The sequence below is a fragment of the Georgenia wangjunii genome (assembly GCF_036421975.1).
GTDB classification, from domain to species: Bacteria; Actinomycetota; Actinomycetes; order Actinomycetales; family Actinomycetaceae; genus Georgenia_A; species Georgenia_A wangjunii.
In genome coordinates this window covers 236430-250677 of sequence record NZ_JAZGON010000003.1, presented here as the reverse complement: position 1 = coordinate 250677, position 14248 = coordinate 236430, and the positions used below count along the sequence as shown (strand labels likewise).

Here is a 14248-nt window from a genome sequence, read left to right as displayed (position 1 = left end):
ACCAGCGGGGGCGCGGGGCAGGCGCGCGACCCGCCGCAGAGGCGGAGATCTGTGGCGCACGTGGCTGTTGTGACGGCGGCACGCCGTGCGACCAGACCGCGCGCTTCGGCGGCCGGAGCGGACCCCGCGACGGGACGTCGACCGGAAGACCGAGGGGCCCACGGCCAGCAGGCGGACCGGCTGCGGCCAGGGGCTGGCCCGCTGCGCCCAGGGCCGTGGCTGACGGGGCGCGACGCGCAGGGGGGGCAGGCGTCGCGCCCCGTCGGGGAGATCATTGTCTACCGAATCCCCCAGCGCAAGCACTCCCCGACCGACCAGGAGAAGGAACTTTATTTTCGTCGGTACGTCGGGAAGCTGTCGCCGTTTTCAGACGCCTCACGCGCACGCCCCGGCCGTTTGCCACCACCGCAAGAGGGTGTGTTCCGGCCTTTTCCGGGCACGCTCACACCTTCTGGACGGCGGGGGAAACGTGCGGGCGGTCCCACCGGCGTCAGATGATCGAACGTCCCGCCCGGCGCGACGCACGCCAGTCGCTGAAGAAGGCGCGGCTGATGACGAAGAGGACCGCGGCGACAACGGCGGGCCACGCGAGGACGTAGAGCGTGAGCAGGATGATCTGCACGGGATACTCCTTCGGGTTGCAGGTCAGGAACGGGATGCGGCGCCGACGGCGGGGAGGGCAGGGTCTGCCACCTCCTCGTCGAAGTCGCCGGTCCGCTGCTTGATGAGGTCGAAGTCGAAGGTCTCCGAGCTCCGGCGGGACATGAGGTAGCAGACGACGGTGCTCACCGCGTAGGCGACGAGAGACCCGCTCAGCGTCGCGTAGTCGTGGAGGAACCCGATGACGAACGGCGCCGAGGCCACCGCCGCGACGACGGCGACGATGCGCGCCACCCGCAGGCCGAAGAAGCCGAAGGCCATGAGCCCCAGGACCACGCCGATACCGACGACCGAGAGGACGTCCACGGCGATGCCGACGGCACCGTCCATCGGCACCCATCCGAAGCGCACGGGGATGAAGGCGGCGAGCGCGAGGAGCACGGAGACCGTGAACGCCTTGTTCGTCACCTTGTTCCAGTAGAAGCTCGCGATGACCGGGAACACGAGCGCACCCCACAGCGCCCCGACAAAGACGAGCAGGTCGAGGATGTTGAGCGCCAGGCTCGCGAAGGCGATGGCGGCCGCCGTCGCGCCGATCATCGTCAGCCGCCCCACGAGGAGCATGGTGGCGGGGTTCGCCTTGTCCTTGCCCGCGACGTTCTGGCCGTAGACGTCGGCCATGGCGATGGAGGACAGCGCCGAGAGGTCGGAGTCCGCCGTCGAGGACAGCGCCCCGATGATCATGACGAAGAAGACGGCCACGAGGACGCCGGGCAGGTAGGCGGCCGCCATCTGGGGGATGAGGTTGTTGGTGTCGCCGTCCATCGGCTCGATGCCGAGGTAGAGCGCCATGACGCCGAGCATGCCGACGCCGATGACCATTGCGCCGTATCCGACGGTCGCGGTGACGAACGTCTTCTTGATGAGGTCCTCGCGCACGGCGAAGAGCCGCTGGGCGATCGTCTGGTTCCCGATGGCGTACGCGAGCACGGCCGCGATGTACGGCGCCCCCTGCTTGAGGAAGGCCTCGCTGGAGAAGAAGTTGCCCTGCTCGGGCGTGAGGTTGGCCGCACCGTCGCTGAAGGCGGAGGGGAAGCCGGACGCGAAGAAGATGACGGGGACGATGACGGCGACCGCACCGAGCATGGCGACGACCTGGACGAAGTCCGTGAGGATGGAGGCCCGGAAGCCCGACCACAGCGTGTAGAGCAGGACCCCGCCCGCGACGGCGAGCACGCCCTGGACGAACGTGAACGGCGAGAGCAGCGAGATGAGCACGCCGCCCGCGATGAGGTTCGACGTGAGGCTGATGAGGCTGCCGACGATGTTGGACCCGGCGAGCATGAGCTGGCTCGACCGACCGTGCCTGGCGTGCATGACCTCCGCGAGGGTGTGCGCCTTGGGCGCGACGTTGCGAATCCTTCGCCCGAACGGGTAGATGAACAGGATCATGAGGGCGCCCCACAGCCCGTAGTGGATCGGCCCGGAAATCCCGTACGTGTACCCGGACGTGGCCGAGGCATACATCGACGACGCCCAGATCCACGTGGCCGTCATGCTTGCGGCGGAGATGCCGAAGCCCACTTTGTTGCCGGCGGTCATGTAATCGTCGGCGTTCTCGCTCTTCTTACCGATACGGGTGGAGATCAGGAAAGTGCCACCATAAAAGAGCACCAGGAGCAGAACTACGGCAAGAGCGCCGAACTGGAAGAGCTCACCACCATCCACGCGCCACCTCCTTCACATCGTCTCGTCGGACGGCGCTCGGCGCGCCACAGACGCGAGCGGCGAGATCTCGCCACCCGCACCAGGTTCCAGGCGCGTCAGAGCCCCGATCAGGTCATGGCCACGGTCCCGCAGCCAGGTTGCCACGAGCGGGCACGAAGCCCGCGCCGCACGCTCGAGATGTGCGTCCGGCGCACACTCGAGAAGGCCGCTGGACGCCGCGGCACGCACATGCCCGGCACCGGCCGCGCTGCGGCCACGTCTCGCCGCGCACCAACCGCAAACACCGCCGTCAATCAGCGTCACTGACACGCTCGGCGACATTTCGGGCGTGGTGGACGCTAGCACGGCTAAGGCGCCGGCATCAAGTCTCGTACGCATTCTGCGGGTCTCGGCCACCATTCTGCCGCGACGACGGCGGAACATTCACGCTAATAGCGGTCGTGACTTTTCGGCATGGTGGCGCGGCTTCAGGGCCCTCCTCGCGCACGCCCGGACGGCCCCCGGCCCAGGGCCATGCGGGGGTCATGCGCACGTCAAGGCGCGACCTCGGGGCGCGCCACGCACGCCCGATGACGGCGGGCGCGCTGCCGTCCGCGCGACCCCGTCGGCGCGTGCGTGCACGCAGCCGGCGCGTGCCCTCCCCTCGATCGACCGGAGGGCGGTGCTGTCAGTCGATGGAACCGACGTCGACGGCGCCGTGCTCGGTGAGCCACGCGAGGGAGTCGACCGTCGTGAGCTCGGTGTCGGTGTGGATCTCGAAGTGCAGGTGCGGGCCGGTGGAGTTGCCGTTGTTCCCGACGGCGCCGATGACCGTTCCCGCCATGACCTCGTCGCCGACTCCGACGTAGAGCCCGTCCGAGTACATGTGGTTGTACCAGCTGTAGAACGTCTCGCCGTCGACGTCGTGCTCGAGGATGATGATCATGCCGGAGCGTCCGTCGCGACCGGGGCCCACGTACGTGACGGTGCCGTCGGTGATGGCGTGGATCGGCGTGCCGACCGGCGCCGAGAAGTCCGTGCCCGTGTGCATGCTCGGGATGCGGCTGATCGGGTGGATGCGCTGCCCGTACCGGGACGTGAGGTTGGAGCTGCCGGACGCGAGGGGCATGACGACGGGCGCGTCGGGGATGAGGGCCGCGCGGGTGCCGCTCGCACCGACGTCGCGGCGGCCGAGGAAGTTCTCGCGGGCACCGGCGCGCGAAGCGATGGCCGCACTGGCCCGGACCGGCGCGACGGGGTCGGCGAGGACGCGGGGGGCACCCACGGCATCGAGCGCACGGGACTCGGCCGCCGCATCGAGGATGTCGAGGGCGCTCTGGCCGATCTCGACCGTGGCGACCGGGGCGACGGCGGTGGGCGCCTCTGTCTCGACCGTCGCGAACCCCGCCGCCGGGACGACGACGGTGAGCGCACCGATCGCGGCGAGCACGGTGGCGCGGGGGGCGAGGTGCCGCACGTGGCGCCGCACCGTTGACGTGCGGGACACCGACGCTGCTGCAGCCAGCTGCGCACGCTCCGCCTCGCGGAGCTCGCGTCGGGAAGCTGGACGCGTGTGCGTGGGCGTGTCCGCGATCAATGGACCTCCGGGAAGTCGGTGAGGCGTGCCGGCCTCGGTGGCTGCGCGGTCAGGCGCCCTGGTCCGGGCATGCCGCGAAGGGCTGGGTCCTGCGGTTGTGCCGGGCGCATGCCCGGGTCGTGCCGGCTGTGGCGACCATGCGCCGTGGGCCTGCGTGCTGGACCGCACCCGGCCCTGGCCGGTCCTGCGGTCCCCGGCCGTGCGAGGACAGGAGCCGAGACCGGGCAGCTGGAGCGCTGCACGTCCGTCTCTCCTTGCGAACCTGCTCGACGAGGGTAACCACGCGGATCTCCCGCCGACCAGGCCCCCTCCGCCGCACCGTCCCCGGGCACCGGGCTCGAGAAGCCGGGGCTCGACGCGGCGGCGGCCCGGCGACGCGGCACCCCCAGGGGGCCCCGCGGGGGCTTTTTTTCGCGCCCTGGCGGGCTTTCCGAGCCGCTCCCGCCAGCCGGCGAAGCGGCCGTAGCAACGGACTCACCCCGCGGCCGGGCCTGGCATCCGGCGCGCCGCGCAGCCCGCGGCGTGAGCAAGACCACGGTCCTGAGGGCGCGCATGCGCAGGTGCAGGCTCCCCCAACCATCGTTAACGTCGATGTGCCGAGGCGACGCGTGCGCCGAGCATCGTCGTGCGACGTCACCACCCGAGCGCACTGGAGGGCACGATGCAGACGACCGCGATGATGAAGACCCACCCCGCCGAGCCCACGCTCGACCCGGCGCTCCTGGCGCGGACGATCGACGCACTGGTCGAGTGCGCCCAGGCGTGCACCGCGTGCGCCGACGCGTGCCTGAGCGAGGAGATGGTGGCCGACCTTCGCGCGTGCATCCGCCGGAACCTCGACTGCGCCGACATCTGCGCCGCCACCGCCACGGTGCTCACCCGGCAGGCGGGCTACGACGAGAGCGTCGCACGCGCCCAGCTCCAGGCCTGCGTCCTGGCGTGCCGCTCCTGCGGCGACGAGTGCGCCTCACATGCCGAGATGCACGAGCACTGCAAGGTCTGCGCCGAGGCGTGCCGGCGGTGCGAGGAGGCGTGCGCCGAGCTGCTCGCCGTCATCGGCTGAGCTCCACCGCCTCCCCGAGCGATCCCCTCTGCCTCGACCTAGCATGATCATCAACATTTCCTCATGGCGGAGGCGGCTCCTTGAAGACCCCACTGGCGCGCGGGCCGGTCACCAGCGCACTCATCGACGTCCTCGCACTGGCCCCGGCGGAGGCGGCGGAGGCGCTCGAGCACCTGGAGGCGCAGGTGCGCACCGCCGTCGCCGCCACCGCTGACCTCCTGCGTGACGACGACCTCCAGCTCGCGCTGTTCTGCCTCAACGAGATCCCGCACCTCGGCCTCGAGGGTGTCGACGAGCGGTGGGAGTGGGACCCGCGGCTCATCGCGGTGCGCTCCCTCGTCGAGCGGCCCTTCGAGGAGGTCCTGCGGGAGCGGGTCCCCGTGCCGACGCTGCCGGAGCCGACGGCGGGAGCCGTCGCCGAGACCCTCTTCGCCCTCGCCGCGGACGACAGCGGTCCGAGCATGTCGCGCTACATCGCCAAGCGGGCGACCGCGGAGCAGCTGCGCGAGTTCCTCGCCTTCCGCTCGATCTACCAGCTCGCGGAGGCGGACCCCCACAGCTGGGCCATCGCGCGGCTCTCCGGGCGCGCGAAGGTCGCGCTCGTCGAGATCCAGGCCGACGAGTACGGCGGCGGGCGCCCCGAGCACATGCACGCGACGCTCTACGCCCGCGCCATGCGCGGGCTCGGCCTCGACGACCGCTACGGCGCGTACGTCGACCACGTCCCCGCGATCGTCCTGGCGTCCTCGAACCTCATGTCCCTCTTCGCGCTGCACCGCCGCCTGCGGGGGGCGATCGTCGGGCACCTCGCCGCCTACGAGATGACCTCCTCGATCCCGAGCCGGCGCTACGGGAACGGCTTCCGCCGCCTCGGCCACGGACCGGAGATCACGCGGTACTTCGACGAGCACATCGAGGCCGACGCCGTCCACGAGCAGATCGCAGCGCGGGACCTCGCCGGCGGGCTCGTCGAGGACGAGCCCGGCGTGCTCGCGGACGTCCTCTTCGGCGCGGCCGCCTACCTCACGGTCGACGCGTGGATGAGTGAGGAGATCCTCGCCTCGTGGGACGCCGGCGGCACGTGCCTGCGCGAGCCCCTGCTCGTGGTCGCCGCGTGAGCGGGGACGGCGAGCGAGAGCCGGGTGCTGTCGTCGTCGCCTGCCCGGACGGGCCGCTCCTCGTGCGCGGCGACTTCGAGATCCTCTCTCCCGACGGCGCGCCCCTGCCCCGTACCCGGCGCACGGTCGCGCTCTGCCGCTGCGGCGCCTCGGCGCTGAAGCCGTTCTGCGACGGGAGCCACAAGGTGATCGGCTTCCGCACCGAGCCGGTCGCCGCCACGGAGGACGCCGGCCCGTGAGGAGCCGATGACTTCCGCGTCTCTCGCCGGTCGGTAACCAGTAGGTCCCCCTACGGAGAGAGAGCACAGGCCATGGCGACGTACATCACCATCGGATACGGCGATCGCGCCGGGTACGACCGCACCGCCCCGGTCGCGCGGGACGCGGCCCACGCGCACGACGACCAGCTGCGCGAGGCGGGGGTGGTCATGGGGATCGCCGGCTCCCCGGTGCAGGTGCGCAACCATGACGCGGCGGCGGTGGAGACCGAGCCGGGGCCGTTCCTCACGTCGGCGCTGCCCGTCGCCGGGTTCGCCGTCCTCGAGGCGGACTCGCTCGACGAGGCCGTCGCACTCGTCTGCGGCACCCCGTGCGCCGTCGCGCACGGCGTCGTCGAGGTGTGGCCCCTGACGTCGTAGGGCGCACCACGGCCCTGAGGCGCGCGGGAGTCGTTGCAGCTGCCGGACGGCTGCTCGCGCGGGCCCTAGCATCGGCGGGATGAACGCCGGCCCGATCGTCGACGCTGTGCGGGCGGGGAGCTACGGGACCACGCGCGCGCTCGTCCTGGGCGCATCGCCCGCCGACCTGCGCGGCGCCGCACCGGCCCTGCGCCGCACCTACCGCGCCGTGGGTGCCGCCCCGCACGGCTCGCTCTCCCCCGACGGCGCGTGGGACGGGGAGGCCGCCGATCACTACGACTGCGCGACCCTCGCCGTCATGGCATGCGTGGGACCGGACCGGGCCGCCCGGATGTCCGCCGTCACCACCCGGGTGGCCGCCGACCTGCCGGCGCTCTTCCCGGCCGACCTCGAGCTCGTCGTGCGGACGTGGTCCGAGCTGTTCCAACGCTCCCCCAAGAGCTGGGACCGCGTCGCGCACTACCCGAAGATGTTCGCCTGGGTCCGGACGGGCCTCGTCTCCCCGCCCACGCACGACGGCGCCGTCAACCTCTTCCTGCAGGAGGTCTCGCTCCGCTCCCGGAGGTACTCCCCGTCCGCGGACCCGGGCCTGTTCGGCGAGACGTTGCCGCGGCTCTTCACGGCCGAGGTACGGCCCTCCCTCGGCGCGGCGGCGATCGACTACCACGTGCCGGCCGGCGACCCGGCGCGGATCGATGAGCTCGTGCTCCGCCTCGTGGCCGAGGGGGTGTGGGACGCGACCGAGACGCGGCTGCGGACGGAGGGCGCGCTCGCGGCCAGGGAGTCGCCGCTCCAGCGCCGGTGGCTCCGCGGACTGCTGGACCGCTTGCCGAGCACCTGAGGCGGGGCGGGTGCGGGGCCGCTGCGCACGCCGGAGAGCCCGGGGCCCGCGCACCACGAGGGCGCCGCCGCGTCGACGCGGCAGACGAGGCAGACGCGCCACGCGACGGCAGAGACGACCATGCGTGCCCTCGGGCAGATTCGAACTGCCGACACCCGCTTTAGGAGAGCGGTGCGTGGTCCGTTGGTGTCTGTTGGCACGAGCGGGCACCCCTCGGATTTGGCCGAGTCCCGCGACTCCGAGACGTTGGCACCGTTTACACGATGGGGCGCGTTTCGGTGCTCTTGCGGACTCCCTGCGGACCCGGTGTGGACTTGCCTCCGCTCGCGGCCCCCTCAACGGGTGAGGCCTCCCCTGGTCCGCAGCCTGAGCGCCGCTCCGTTCTGCGCCACTCAGGACGTCTCCCTGCTTTCGCTGCGTCCACGCGAGCAGCAGCACGCGCAACCCGCGCAGGTCAGTCCGGAGGAGCTAGTGCTTTCCTCGCGGCAAGCACGAACGCGTCCCGCGCTTCGGTGAATCGCAAGTACGCCTCGTACTCCGGCACGTCATCTTCAGGGTCAGGGTCACCGAGCAGACGGCAAGCTGAGACCAGCGCCTGCGCTGGCTCAGCTAGATCCGGGTAGGTGATCTGGAGAATGGGTAGGTGCTTCCACGCCGCCTCCTGGGCCTCTGACCAGCGGTGCCCCACGACGAAGAGGTTGTCTTTAGTGCTCGGGTCGTCCTCGCTCAGGACGTCGTACGCCAGCGCTAGAGCCTGATCGGCCTTCCACGCCCTCTCAGCGTCGGTCCAAAGCCCCACTACCAAATCTCGCAGCTCAGGCCGGACTGCACGCCGGTCCTCGCGCTGCTGCTGCAGCTTGGTCGCAGCGAGCGTTCCGCGAACGCCTATGAGCCCGCCGAGCAGTCCAACCGCAGCTCCCCCAAGCGTTCCAGCTACGCCAACCCATGACTCGATCATGGACCGACGCTACCCACAGCGGTGCGGCCAGCCCACCAGCACACTCGCACACGTCGATTACCGACCATCCGCACCCAAACCAGGACTCACGGAGGGATGGTGCGAGACACTCGACAGATGTCGACCCCCTGGCCCCCGCCCGGACACGCATTCGTTTACCAGGTCCGCGAGGACCTCGAGGGCAGACGCGGTGCCGAGTACGAACTCAGCCTTCCATCAAGCGTCAAGGAACTGTCTCTCAGCACCATGCAAATCGAGGGACGAATCGGCGGGGACACTCCCGCGGATCTGATGTTCCGCGAAGAGCTGTTCCGGTGGGTGGGTTCGGTCACGGTCGCCGGTGGACACATCGAGGCAGCAATGAAGAGGCTGCTGCTTATCCTCACAGGAATCGGCTCGCGGTTTCGCCTCGTCGATTACCAATGGGCAGAACTCGAGAAGCGGCTACGCAAGGAATGCGACGGCAGCGACGAGCGACGCCGCCGTCTCGAGGAAGTCCTCGATTGGGCGGAACGTCGCAACCTCCGCGAGAATCGCCACACCGTCGTACACGGGTCATGGTGGCTCTACGCCGGCGTAGATCTGCGCGTAGACCGATGGCCACGAAAGGACGAGGACCGCACGATCCTCACTGATTGGAAGTGGATCAAGACCTTGAGCGCGGACTGCTGGTCCTTCGCCGACAAAATCGAGAAGCTCGTCGGGGACGACTGGTCGCGCGCGATGATCGCAGCAGAAAGTCCACCGCCCACATTCGGCGGAACGCCATCATCTTGAGCAGGACGCGAGCCTGCCCCCCCGGCCAGAGCCGTATATACCGCTTACTCAGTCAGCCCCCTCGCCGTTGTCCGTGAGCAGCGCCCCGGCGATCGTCTCGAGGCCGGCGTCGACGTCATCGAACCGACCGGAGAAGTCGCCTTCGAGTACCACGAGCGCCCCCCGCTGCGTCTCGACCTCCCCCCGTAGGTCCGTGACCGCTTTCCGAAGCGCCCGCATCTCGGCGAGGACCTCCGCCAGTTCGCTCTCTCCGCTCATCGTCTCGCCTTCCTCTCGTCTCGTCCCCGCCGCGCGGCCTCGCTCGCCCGCAGCTCGCCGAGCTTCCCGCCGCTACTGGCCGACTTCTCCGCTCGTAGTTTCCCGAGCAGGTCACTGAGCGCCCGCGCCGCGCTGGGGTGCTGGGGGACCGCCGTCTCGTCGTCGAGGACCCGCGCCAGAGACAGGCACGCCGCAGCGACGCCTGACCGCTCCCCCGCCGCCGGCAGCGTCTCGAGCTCGTCGATCACCGAGTCCTCCACTGACCGCCCCGCGAGCGCCTCGCCGTCGAGCGCCCCGCGGCCCTTGACCACCGCGAGCCGGGTCACGCTCGCCCCCTCCGGTGTTACGCGCGGTGTTACAGGGTTACGCGTAACACTTCCGCGCTGCCGTGCCCGGTACTCGCGCATGTAGGCGCGCTGTTCTTCCCGCGTTCTCGCCACTTTCTCGCTCCTTCCTCGACTCGGGTGATCGTCGCGCCGGGTGTTACACAGACCAACCCGGGGGGAGACGAAGCACTGCCGGCGGACCTCTCCGCTTAGTTGGTCGTCCAAGACGCGAACGCCCCTCCCCCGCCTGCCCCGCCGTGACGTTGCTGTGTGCTCGTGCTGGGCCGTTCGCGGTACCGACGGTTCGACGGGACCCGCGCGGTTCCCTGAGGTCGCGGTGGGGCCGACGTGCACGCGTGCCGCCCGCGCGATGGGTGCTGGCCTCGTGGGCTCGTGGGTGTGTGCTGGGGCTCGCCGGTCCGGTCGTGCGCTGTGCTGTGCCGTGACGGAGCCGCGAGGACGCGGAAGACGACGGGCGCGTGACGAGCCGGCGCGAGCGGAGTGAGTCGCGACGACGGCGCAGCTGCCGAGCGCGTGCCCGTTGTGCGCCGCCCGCGCCTCGCGCTCCGCGCCGCGCGGTGCGCTCCCACGGCGCTGGTCTCGGTGTACCCCGTACAGGGTGAGCACCACAGGCAGGGAAGGGCAGCCCAGGCCCGTCGAGCGGCGAGGAACCGGCCTGGCACCCGGCACGTCCGGAAGCCCGCCGGGTCCCCGGCCCTGGTCCCAGGGGACCCGCACACCCGGGGCACGCACCCCCGCGCACGTCGAGCGGACCGGCACCCCGCCCCACCCGGGAGGGTGAGGGGAGCGCCGGCACGTCGGTAGTGGCCGTGCTGGGGCGCTGGCCGGGTCTCTGGGCTTTCCCGGAAGGGACCCTCTCCGACCATCGATCCGCCGCCGCGGAAGCATTGAACGCGGCTGCCGGTGACGTTGACGCCCTGCACGGCCACTGTCTTTACGCCGCCAGGTGCACTACGGCGAGCGCCTGGGGGCGTCGCCACTCGATGCCGAACCGCCCCTCGGAGCGGAGCCGCGCCTGGTTGGTGGCGAAGAGATCGACACCGCCCGTACTGCCCTGTGTGGCCGCGAGGGTGTGCGCCCCGCGGCGGATGCGCAGCCTGGTCGTCGACCAGTCGGCGAGGATCGCCGTGCCCGCCGGGACCGCCAGGGACTGGAGCCGGGCGACGCCCGCACCGAACAGGACGTCCGCCGCCGAGCTGTTCAGGAGGAACCCGCCGTCGGCGGTCTCCCGCATGAGGTCGAGCCGCTCGACGTCGTCCGGGTGGAAGACCCAGGCCGTGGGGCGCTCGCCCTTGCCCTCGAGCACCGTCCTGGCGTGCCGGATGGTGGTGAGTTCGTCACCGCTGAACGCCACGTCCGTGACGCCCGAGACGTTGAGCAACCCGGGGAAGTTCTCCCCGGTGCCGTTGCCGTTGACGAGCTGGCCCTCGAGCACCTCGAGCACCCCCGTCAGCATCTGACCGTCCAGCAGCTCGCCGAGGCCCTCGACGTCGGCGCGCTCCCCACCGAGCCCGAGGAACCGGATCGGAATCGGCTCAGACAGGTGGGCGACCACGCGGGCGCGGTCCTCCACCGCCTCGAAGCTGTACACCGACGTCGGCTTCGTCGCGCCGTCCGCGACCGGGGCCGCGTTGTTCGTCTTCGCCGTCTGCTTCAGGTACTCGAACGTGTTCCCGTCCGTGAGCTCCTTGCGCGGGATGAGGTCAAGCAGCCGCCCGCCAGGGGTCGGCGTGCCCGCGTCGGCGAGGTCGACCGCGGCCGGCACTCGAACCGGCCCGGTCAGCAGCGCCTTCGTGCCGAGCGGGGAACGCTTGCCCGTGAGCCCGGCGGCGATGGACTTGCCCCACGACTTCCCGCCCTTGCCGCGCGGCCCGGCGTCGCCGTCGCCCCAGTCGTCGCCGTCGTAGTCGTCACCGCCCTGCGCCGCGAGCATGGCGATGAGGTCGCGTGCCGACTTGGCGTCGTCGATGATCTTCTTCGCCTCGCGTGCCTCCGTGAGGTGGCCCTCGACCTTCTTCCGCTCGTCGGCGGTGAGGTCGCGCCGCCCGTCCTGCGCGGCCTTGACGATGGTCTGCGCGGCCGCGATCGCGGCGTCGCGCTTCTGCTTGGGATCCATAATTACCCCTCCTTGGGGGTCGTGACTGAGTGCGCCCGTCGGGGCGCGAGATGGGACGTGTCGGCCGGCGCGGGACTACTCGCGCGCAACACTGGGCGCGCCCGCATCGACTCGGGAGTCACTCACCGACTTACGCGTGCCCGCGTCTCGTCGTGGCCGTTCCCTGAGCGCCTCACGCTCCGTGCCGTCCGCCGGGTCCTCAGCCCTTGCCCCGTGAGGGGTCCTCGGACCTTGCCCGGCTTGGCCGGTGCGCTTGCGTCTGATGGAAACTCTACCGTCGAGCACCGACACCCGGCCCGTGACGCGCCGCCGTGCGATTACGACTCGTCGCCGAGCGGCTGCCAGATCACCGCGTTCCAGTCGTCCGCGGCGTCCGCGTCGGTCCACGTCCACTCCCGCGGCTCACCGCGGCCGTCGACACCCGTGGGGACGAGGACCCGCCGCCCGGCTTCCGGTCCACCGCGGACGACTGCACCTGACCCCGGCGTCGGCCCGCTCACTGGCCGGGCCCGTCGAGGGTCTGCGCCATGCCCTCGACGAACTCAGACGCCGACATGGGCGGGAGCTGTAGCGCGGCCTCGAGCATCGACACCAGCGACCCGACCACCCCGGGCACGCTTCCCGGGTCGGCCACGAGCTGGTGCACGAGCAGCGCGGCCCCCTCCGCGTCGCCGCTCGTCTGCGCCCTGACCACCGCGAGCGCATCACGCGCCAGCGCGACCTGCCCGCACGTGGGCTCGGGTGCGGTCGTCGTCTCGTCGTTGTCGTCCATGGGTTGATTGCTCCTTCGTCGCTCGCGCCGCCGGCGATTCCGGCGGTCTTTGCTTGTCACCCCTGCCCAGATCCCGGCGGGCTCCGGGAAGTCCTCGACGTACCGGGCGCACGCCGCGAGCGCGGGGCAGGCCCCACACGCCGCCGCGGCTGCTGTGGACAGTTCCCCGCCGTCGTCGTCGATCCACGCGCCCGGCTCGAGCCCCGCCCCACCCCGGCACGGGATCACCGCGCCGGCGTCGTTGTGGCGGTCGAGCTCGTCGAGGAACGCGGACAGCGCCGCCCGCCTCGCGGGCTCCACATTCGTGACCGGGTGCTCGCGTCCGTCGCGCGCCCGGTCTCGCCGTGCCGCGGCACGTACGCACGCCCGGCAATAGGCAGCAAGCCCGCCGGGGCGGGACCGGTTCCGCCCGAACTCGTCGATTGGCTTCGAGTGCCAGCACCGCGGGCACCGCCTGACCGATGCGACCGCCGCCGCCGTCACGGGCACGCCTCGAGGTCGTCAGCGATCAGGACCACGGTCTCCGCGAGCTGCCACAGCGCCGCCGCCGCCGCGCTGGGGGCCAGGTCGCCGAGCTCGATCGCCAGCTTCACCCCCAGTGCGTCGCCGATCACGTCGAGGATCCGGGCGCGGCATGCGTTGCGCTCGGCCGTCGTGAGGCGCGCGCTCACCGCTGCCCCTCCCGACACCGGGAGGGTCGCCACGCCTCGATGCCCCGGCGGTCGACTTCCCGCCGCAGGTGCGGCTTGCACCGCGGGCATGGGATCAGCCGGCCGGCGAGGTCCTCTCCGGCCCAGCCGTCCTCGCACTCGTGCTCCGCCGGCTCCCTCGCGGGTGCACCGCCCCCGAGGTCACCCCACGGGTCGACGCGCTCGCCGCTCACGCCGCCACTCCCGGCTCGGACTCGCCGGCGGCGAGGGGGTGACAAGCGGGGCAGCGGGCAGGGCGTCCGTCGTCGTCCTCGAACTGCCGGGTTTGCTCGTCGCAAGTCCCGCACCAGGCCGGGCGGCGCTCGCGGGCGAGTCGTCGTCGCGCTTCGGCGATGACGTCGCGCCGCCAGCGGCCGTCCTTGGCGAGCCGAGCTGGCGGGCTCCCCGTGTCAGGGTCCTCGTCGGCAACGGTGATGACGTGGGGCGCGAGCCCCGACGCCTCTACCCCGGTGATGCCCTCTGCGGCGAGCGCGTCGGCGGCGGCAGTCACCAGACGCCGAGACGCCGCCGTGTCACCGGTGGTCCGTGGATCTCCAGTCCGCGCGCGCTGGTCTGGGAGTGGTTTGGAGAGGGTCTGGTTGTGTGCAGGAGGCGCACTAGGTCGGTGCGCCTGCTGCACTAGGTCTGGTGCATCTCCTGCACTACCTAGTGCGCGTCCTGCACTAGGTAGTGCAGGAGCTGCACCAGGTCCGCTCGTGGGGAAACTGAGGTGGTAGCCCGTCCGGGCGTTCTCGGTGCGGGCTGCC

Annotated in this window: 16 protein-coding genes and 1 tRNA gene; 6 read left to right on the top strand and 11 right to left on the bottom strand. The window is 71.4% G+C overall.

The annotated features are described in order from the left end of the window. Nucleotides 1-490 precede the first annotated feature (490 nt). The 3 genes from V2J63_RS07235 to V2J63_RS07225 all read right to left on the bottom strand — a co-directional run bounded on the left by V2J63_RS07235 (nt 491) and on the right by V2J63_RS07225 (nt 3814). Nucleotides 491-622 carry a putative transporter small subunit gene (locus V2J63_RS07235; RefSeq protein ID WP_331230341.1) on the bottom strand — a complete coding sequence of 44 codons (132 nt, stop codon included), beginning with the start codon at nt 620-622 and terminating at the stop codon, nt 491-493. A gap of 23 nt (nt 623-645) precedes the next feature. Beyond that, nucleotides 646-2328, bottom strand: coding sequence for a sodium:solute symporter family protein (locus V2J63_RS07230; RefSeq protein ID WP_491062223.1), 1683 nt, complete (start codon nt 2326-2328; stop codon nt 646-648). 667 nt (nt 2329-2995) lie between these two features. Then, nucleotides 2996-3814: a M23 family metallopeptidase gene (locus V2J63_RS07225; RefSeq protein WP_331230339.1), complete on the bottom strand. Its 819-nt coding sequence runs from the start codon at nt 3812-3814 to the stop codon at nt 2996-2998. Nucleotides 3815-4565: 751 nt separating this feature from the next. Between V2J63_RS07225 and V2J63_RS07220 the strand changes: the two genes are divergently transcribed. From V2J63_RS07220 to V2J63_RS07200, 5 genes are all read left to right on the top strand, one after another. Then, a complete protein-coding gene (locus V2J63_RS07220) occupies nt 4566-4967 on the top strand; it encodes a four-helix bundle copper-binding protein (RefSeq protein WP_331230338.1) in 402 nt (133 codons plus the stop codon). An 80-nt stretch (nt 4968-5047) separates the two neighbouring features. Then, entirely contained in the window at nt 5048-6085 is a 1038-nt protein-coding gene (locus V2J63_RS07215; RefSeq protein ID WP_331230337.1) for an iron-containing redox enzyme family protein, read from the top strand. Beyond that, a complete protein-coding gene (locus V2J63_RS07210) occupies nt 6082-6324 on the top strand; it encodes a CDGSH iron-sulfur domain-containing protein (RefSeq protein WP_331230336.1) in 243 nt (80 codons plus the stop codon). The genes V2J63_RS07215 and V2J63_RS07210 overlap by 4 nt, the downstream gene beginning before the upstream one ends. A 72-nt stretch (nt 6325-6396) precedes the next feature. Continuing rightward, entirely contained in the window at nt 6397-6723 is a 327-nt protein-coding gene (locus V2J63_RS07205; protein WP_331230335.1) for a YciI family protein, read from the top strand. Between the two features lie 79 nt (nt 6724-6802). Further along, nucleotides 6803-7564 (top strand): hypothetical protein, encoded by a 762-nt coding sequence (locus V2J63_RS07200; protein ID WP_331230334.1) that lies wholly within the window; start codon nt 6803-6805, stop codon nt 7562-7564. 125 nt (nt 7565-7689) lie between these two features. Here the strand turns inward: V2J63_RS07200 and V2J63_RS07195 are convergent. Both V2J63_RS07195 and V2J63_RS07190 read right to left on the bottom strand, forming a co-directional pair. After that, nucleotides 7690-7772: transfer RNA gene (locus V2J63_RS07195), tRNA-OTHER, on the bottom strand. Nucleotides 7773-8018: 246 nt separating this feature from the next. Next, on the bottom strand, nt 8019-8522 hold the full coding sequence (locus tag V2J63_RS07190; protein WP_331230333.1) for a hypothetical protein: 504 nt from the start codon (nt 8520-8522) through the stop codon (nt 8019-8021). A gap of 117 nt (nt 8523-8639) precedes the next feature. On the opposite strand from V2J63_RS07190, the gene V2J63_RS07185 reads away from it, so the two are divergent. Continuing rightward, nucleotides 8640-9299, top strand: a complete 660-nt coding sequence (locus V2J63_RS07185; protein WP_331230332.1) for a hypothetical protein — start codon at nt 8640-8642, stop codon at nt 9297-9299. A 48-nt stretch (nt 9300-9347) separates the two neighbouring features. Here the strand turns inward: V2J63_RS07185 and V2J63_RS07180 are convergent, their stop codons facing one another. The 6 genes from V2J63_RS07180 to V2J63_RS07155 all read right to left on the bottom strand — a co-directional run bounded on the left by V2J63_RS07180 (nt 9348) and on the right by V2J63_RS07155 (nt 13992). Beyond that, nucleotides 9348-9557: a hypothetical protein gene (locus tag V2J63_RS07180; protein ID WP_331230331.1), complete on the bottom strand. Its 210-nt coding sequence runs from the start codon at nt 9555-9557 to the stop codon at nt 9348-9350. Continuing rightward, nucleotides 9554-9883, bottom strand: coding sequence for a hypothetical protein (locus V2J63_RS07175; protein WP_331230330.1), 330 nt, complete (start codon nt 9881-9883; stop codon nt 9554-9556). Before V2J63_RS07175 ends, V2J63_RS07180 begins: the two co-directional genes overlap by 4 nt. Before the next feature lie 955 nt (nt 9884-10838). Beyond that, complete coding sequence (locus V2J63_RS07170) at nt 10839-12020, bottom strand: phage major capsid protein (protein ID WP_331230329.1); 1182 nt, start codon at nt 12018-12020, stop codon at nt 10839-10841. 496 nt (nt 12021-12516) lie between these two features. After that, nucleotides 12517-13092: a WhiB family transcriptional regulator gene (locus tag V2J63_RS07165; protein WP_331230328.1), complete on the bottom strand. Its 576-nt coding sequence runs from the start codon at nt 13090-13092 to the stop codon at nt 12517-12519. Nucleotides 13093-13271: 179 nt separating this feature from the next. Continuing rightward, nucleotides 13272-13463, bottom strand: coding sequence for a hypothetical protein (locus tag V2J63_RS07160; RefSeq protein ID WP_331230327.1), 192 nt, complete (start codon nt 13461-13463; stop codon nt 13272-13274). 208 nt (nt 13464-13671) lie between these two features. After that, nucleotides 13672-13992 carry a hypothetical protein gene (locus tag V2J63_RS07155; protein WP_331230326.1) on the bottom strand — a complete coding sequence of 107 codons (321 nt, stop codon included), beginning with the start codon at nt 13990-13992 and terminating at the stop codon, nt 13672-13674. Nucleotides 13993-14248 lie beyond the last annotated feature (256 nt).

Coding starts and splice junctions, on each gene's coding strand:
- V2J63_RS07220 (WP_331230338.1), top strand. CDS start 4,566: ATGCAGACGACCGCGATGATGAAGACCCACCCCGCCGAGCCCACGCTC.
- V2J63_RS07205 (WP_331230335.1), top strand. CDS start 6,397: ATGGCGACGTACATCACCATCGGATACGGCGATCGCGCCGGGTACGAC.
- V2J63_RS07200 (WP_331230334.1), top strand. CDS start 6,803: ATGAACGCCGGCCCGATCGTCGACGCTGTGCGGGCGGGGAGCTACGGG.
- V2J63_RS07190 (WP_331230333.1), bottom strand. CDS start 8,522: ATGATCGAGTCATGGGTTGGCGTAGCTGGAACGCTTGGGGGAGCTGCG.
- V2J63_RS07185 (WP_331230332.1), top strand. CDS start 8,640: ATGTCGACCCCCTGGCCCCCGCCCGGACACGCATTCGTTTACCAGGTC.
- V2J63_RS07180 (WP_331230331.1), bottom strand. CDS start 9,557: ATGAGCGGAGAGAGCGAACTGGCGGAGGTCCTCGCCGAGATGCGGGCG.
- V2J63_RS07170 (WP_331230329.1), bottom strand. CDS start 12,020: ATGGATCCCAAGCAGAAGCGCGACGCCGCGATCGCGGCCGCGCAGACC.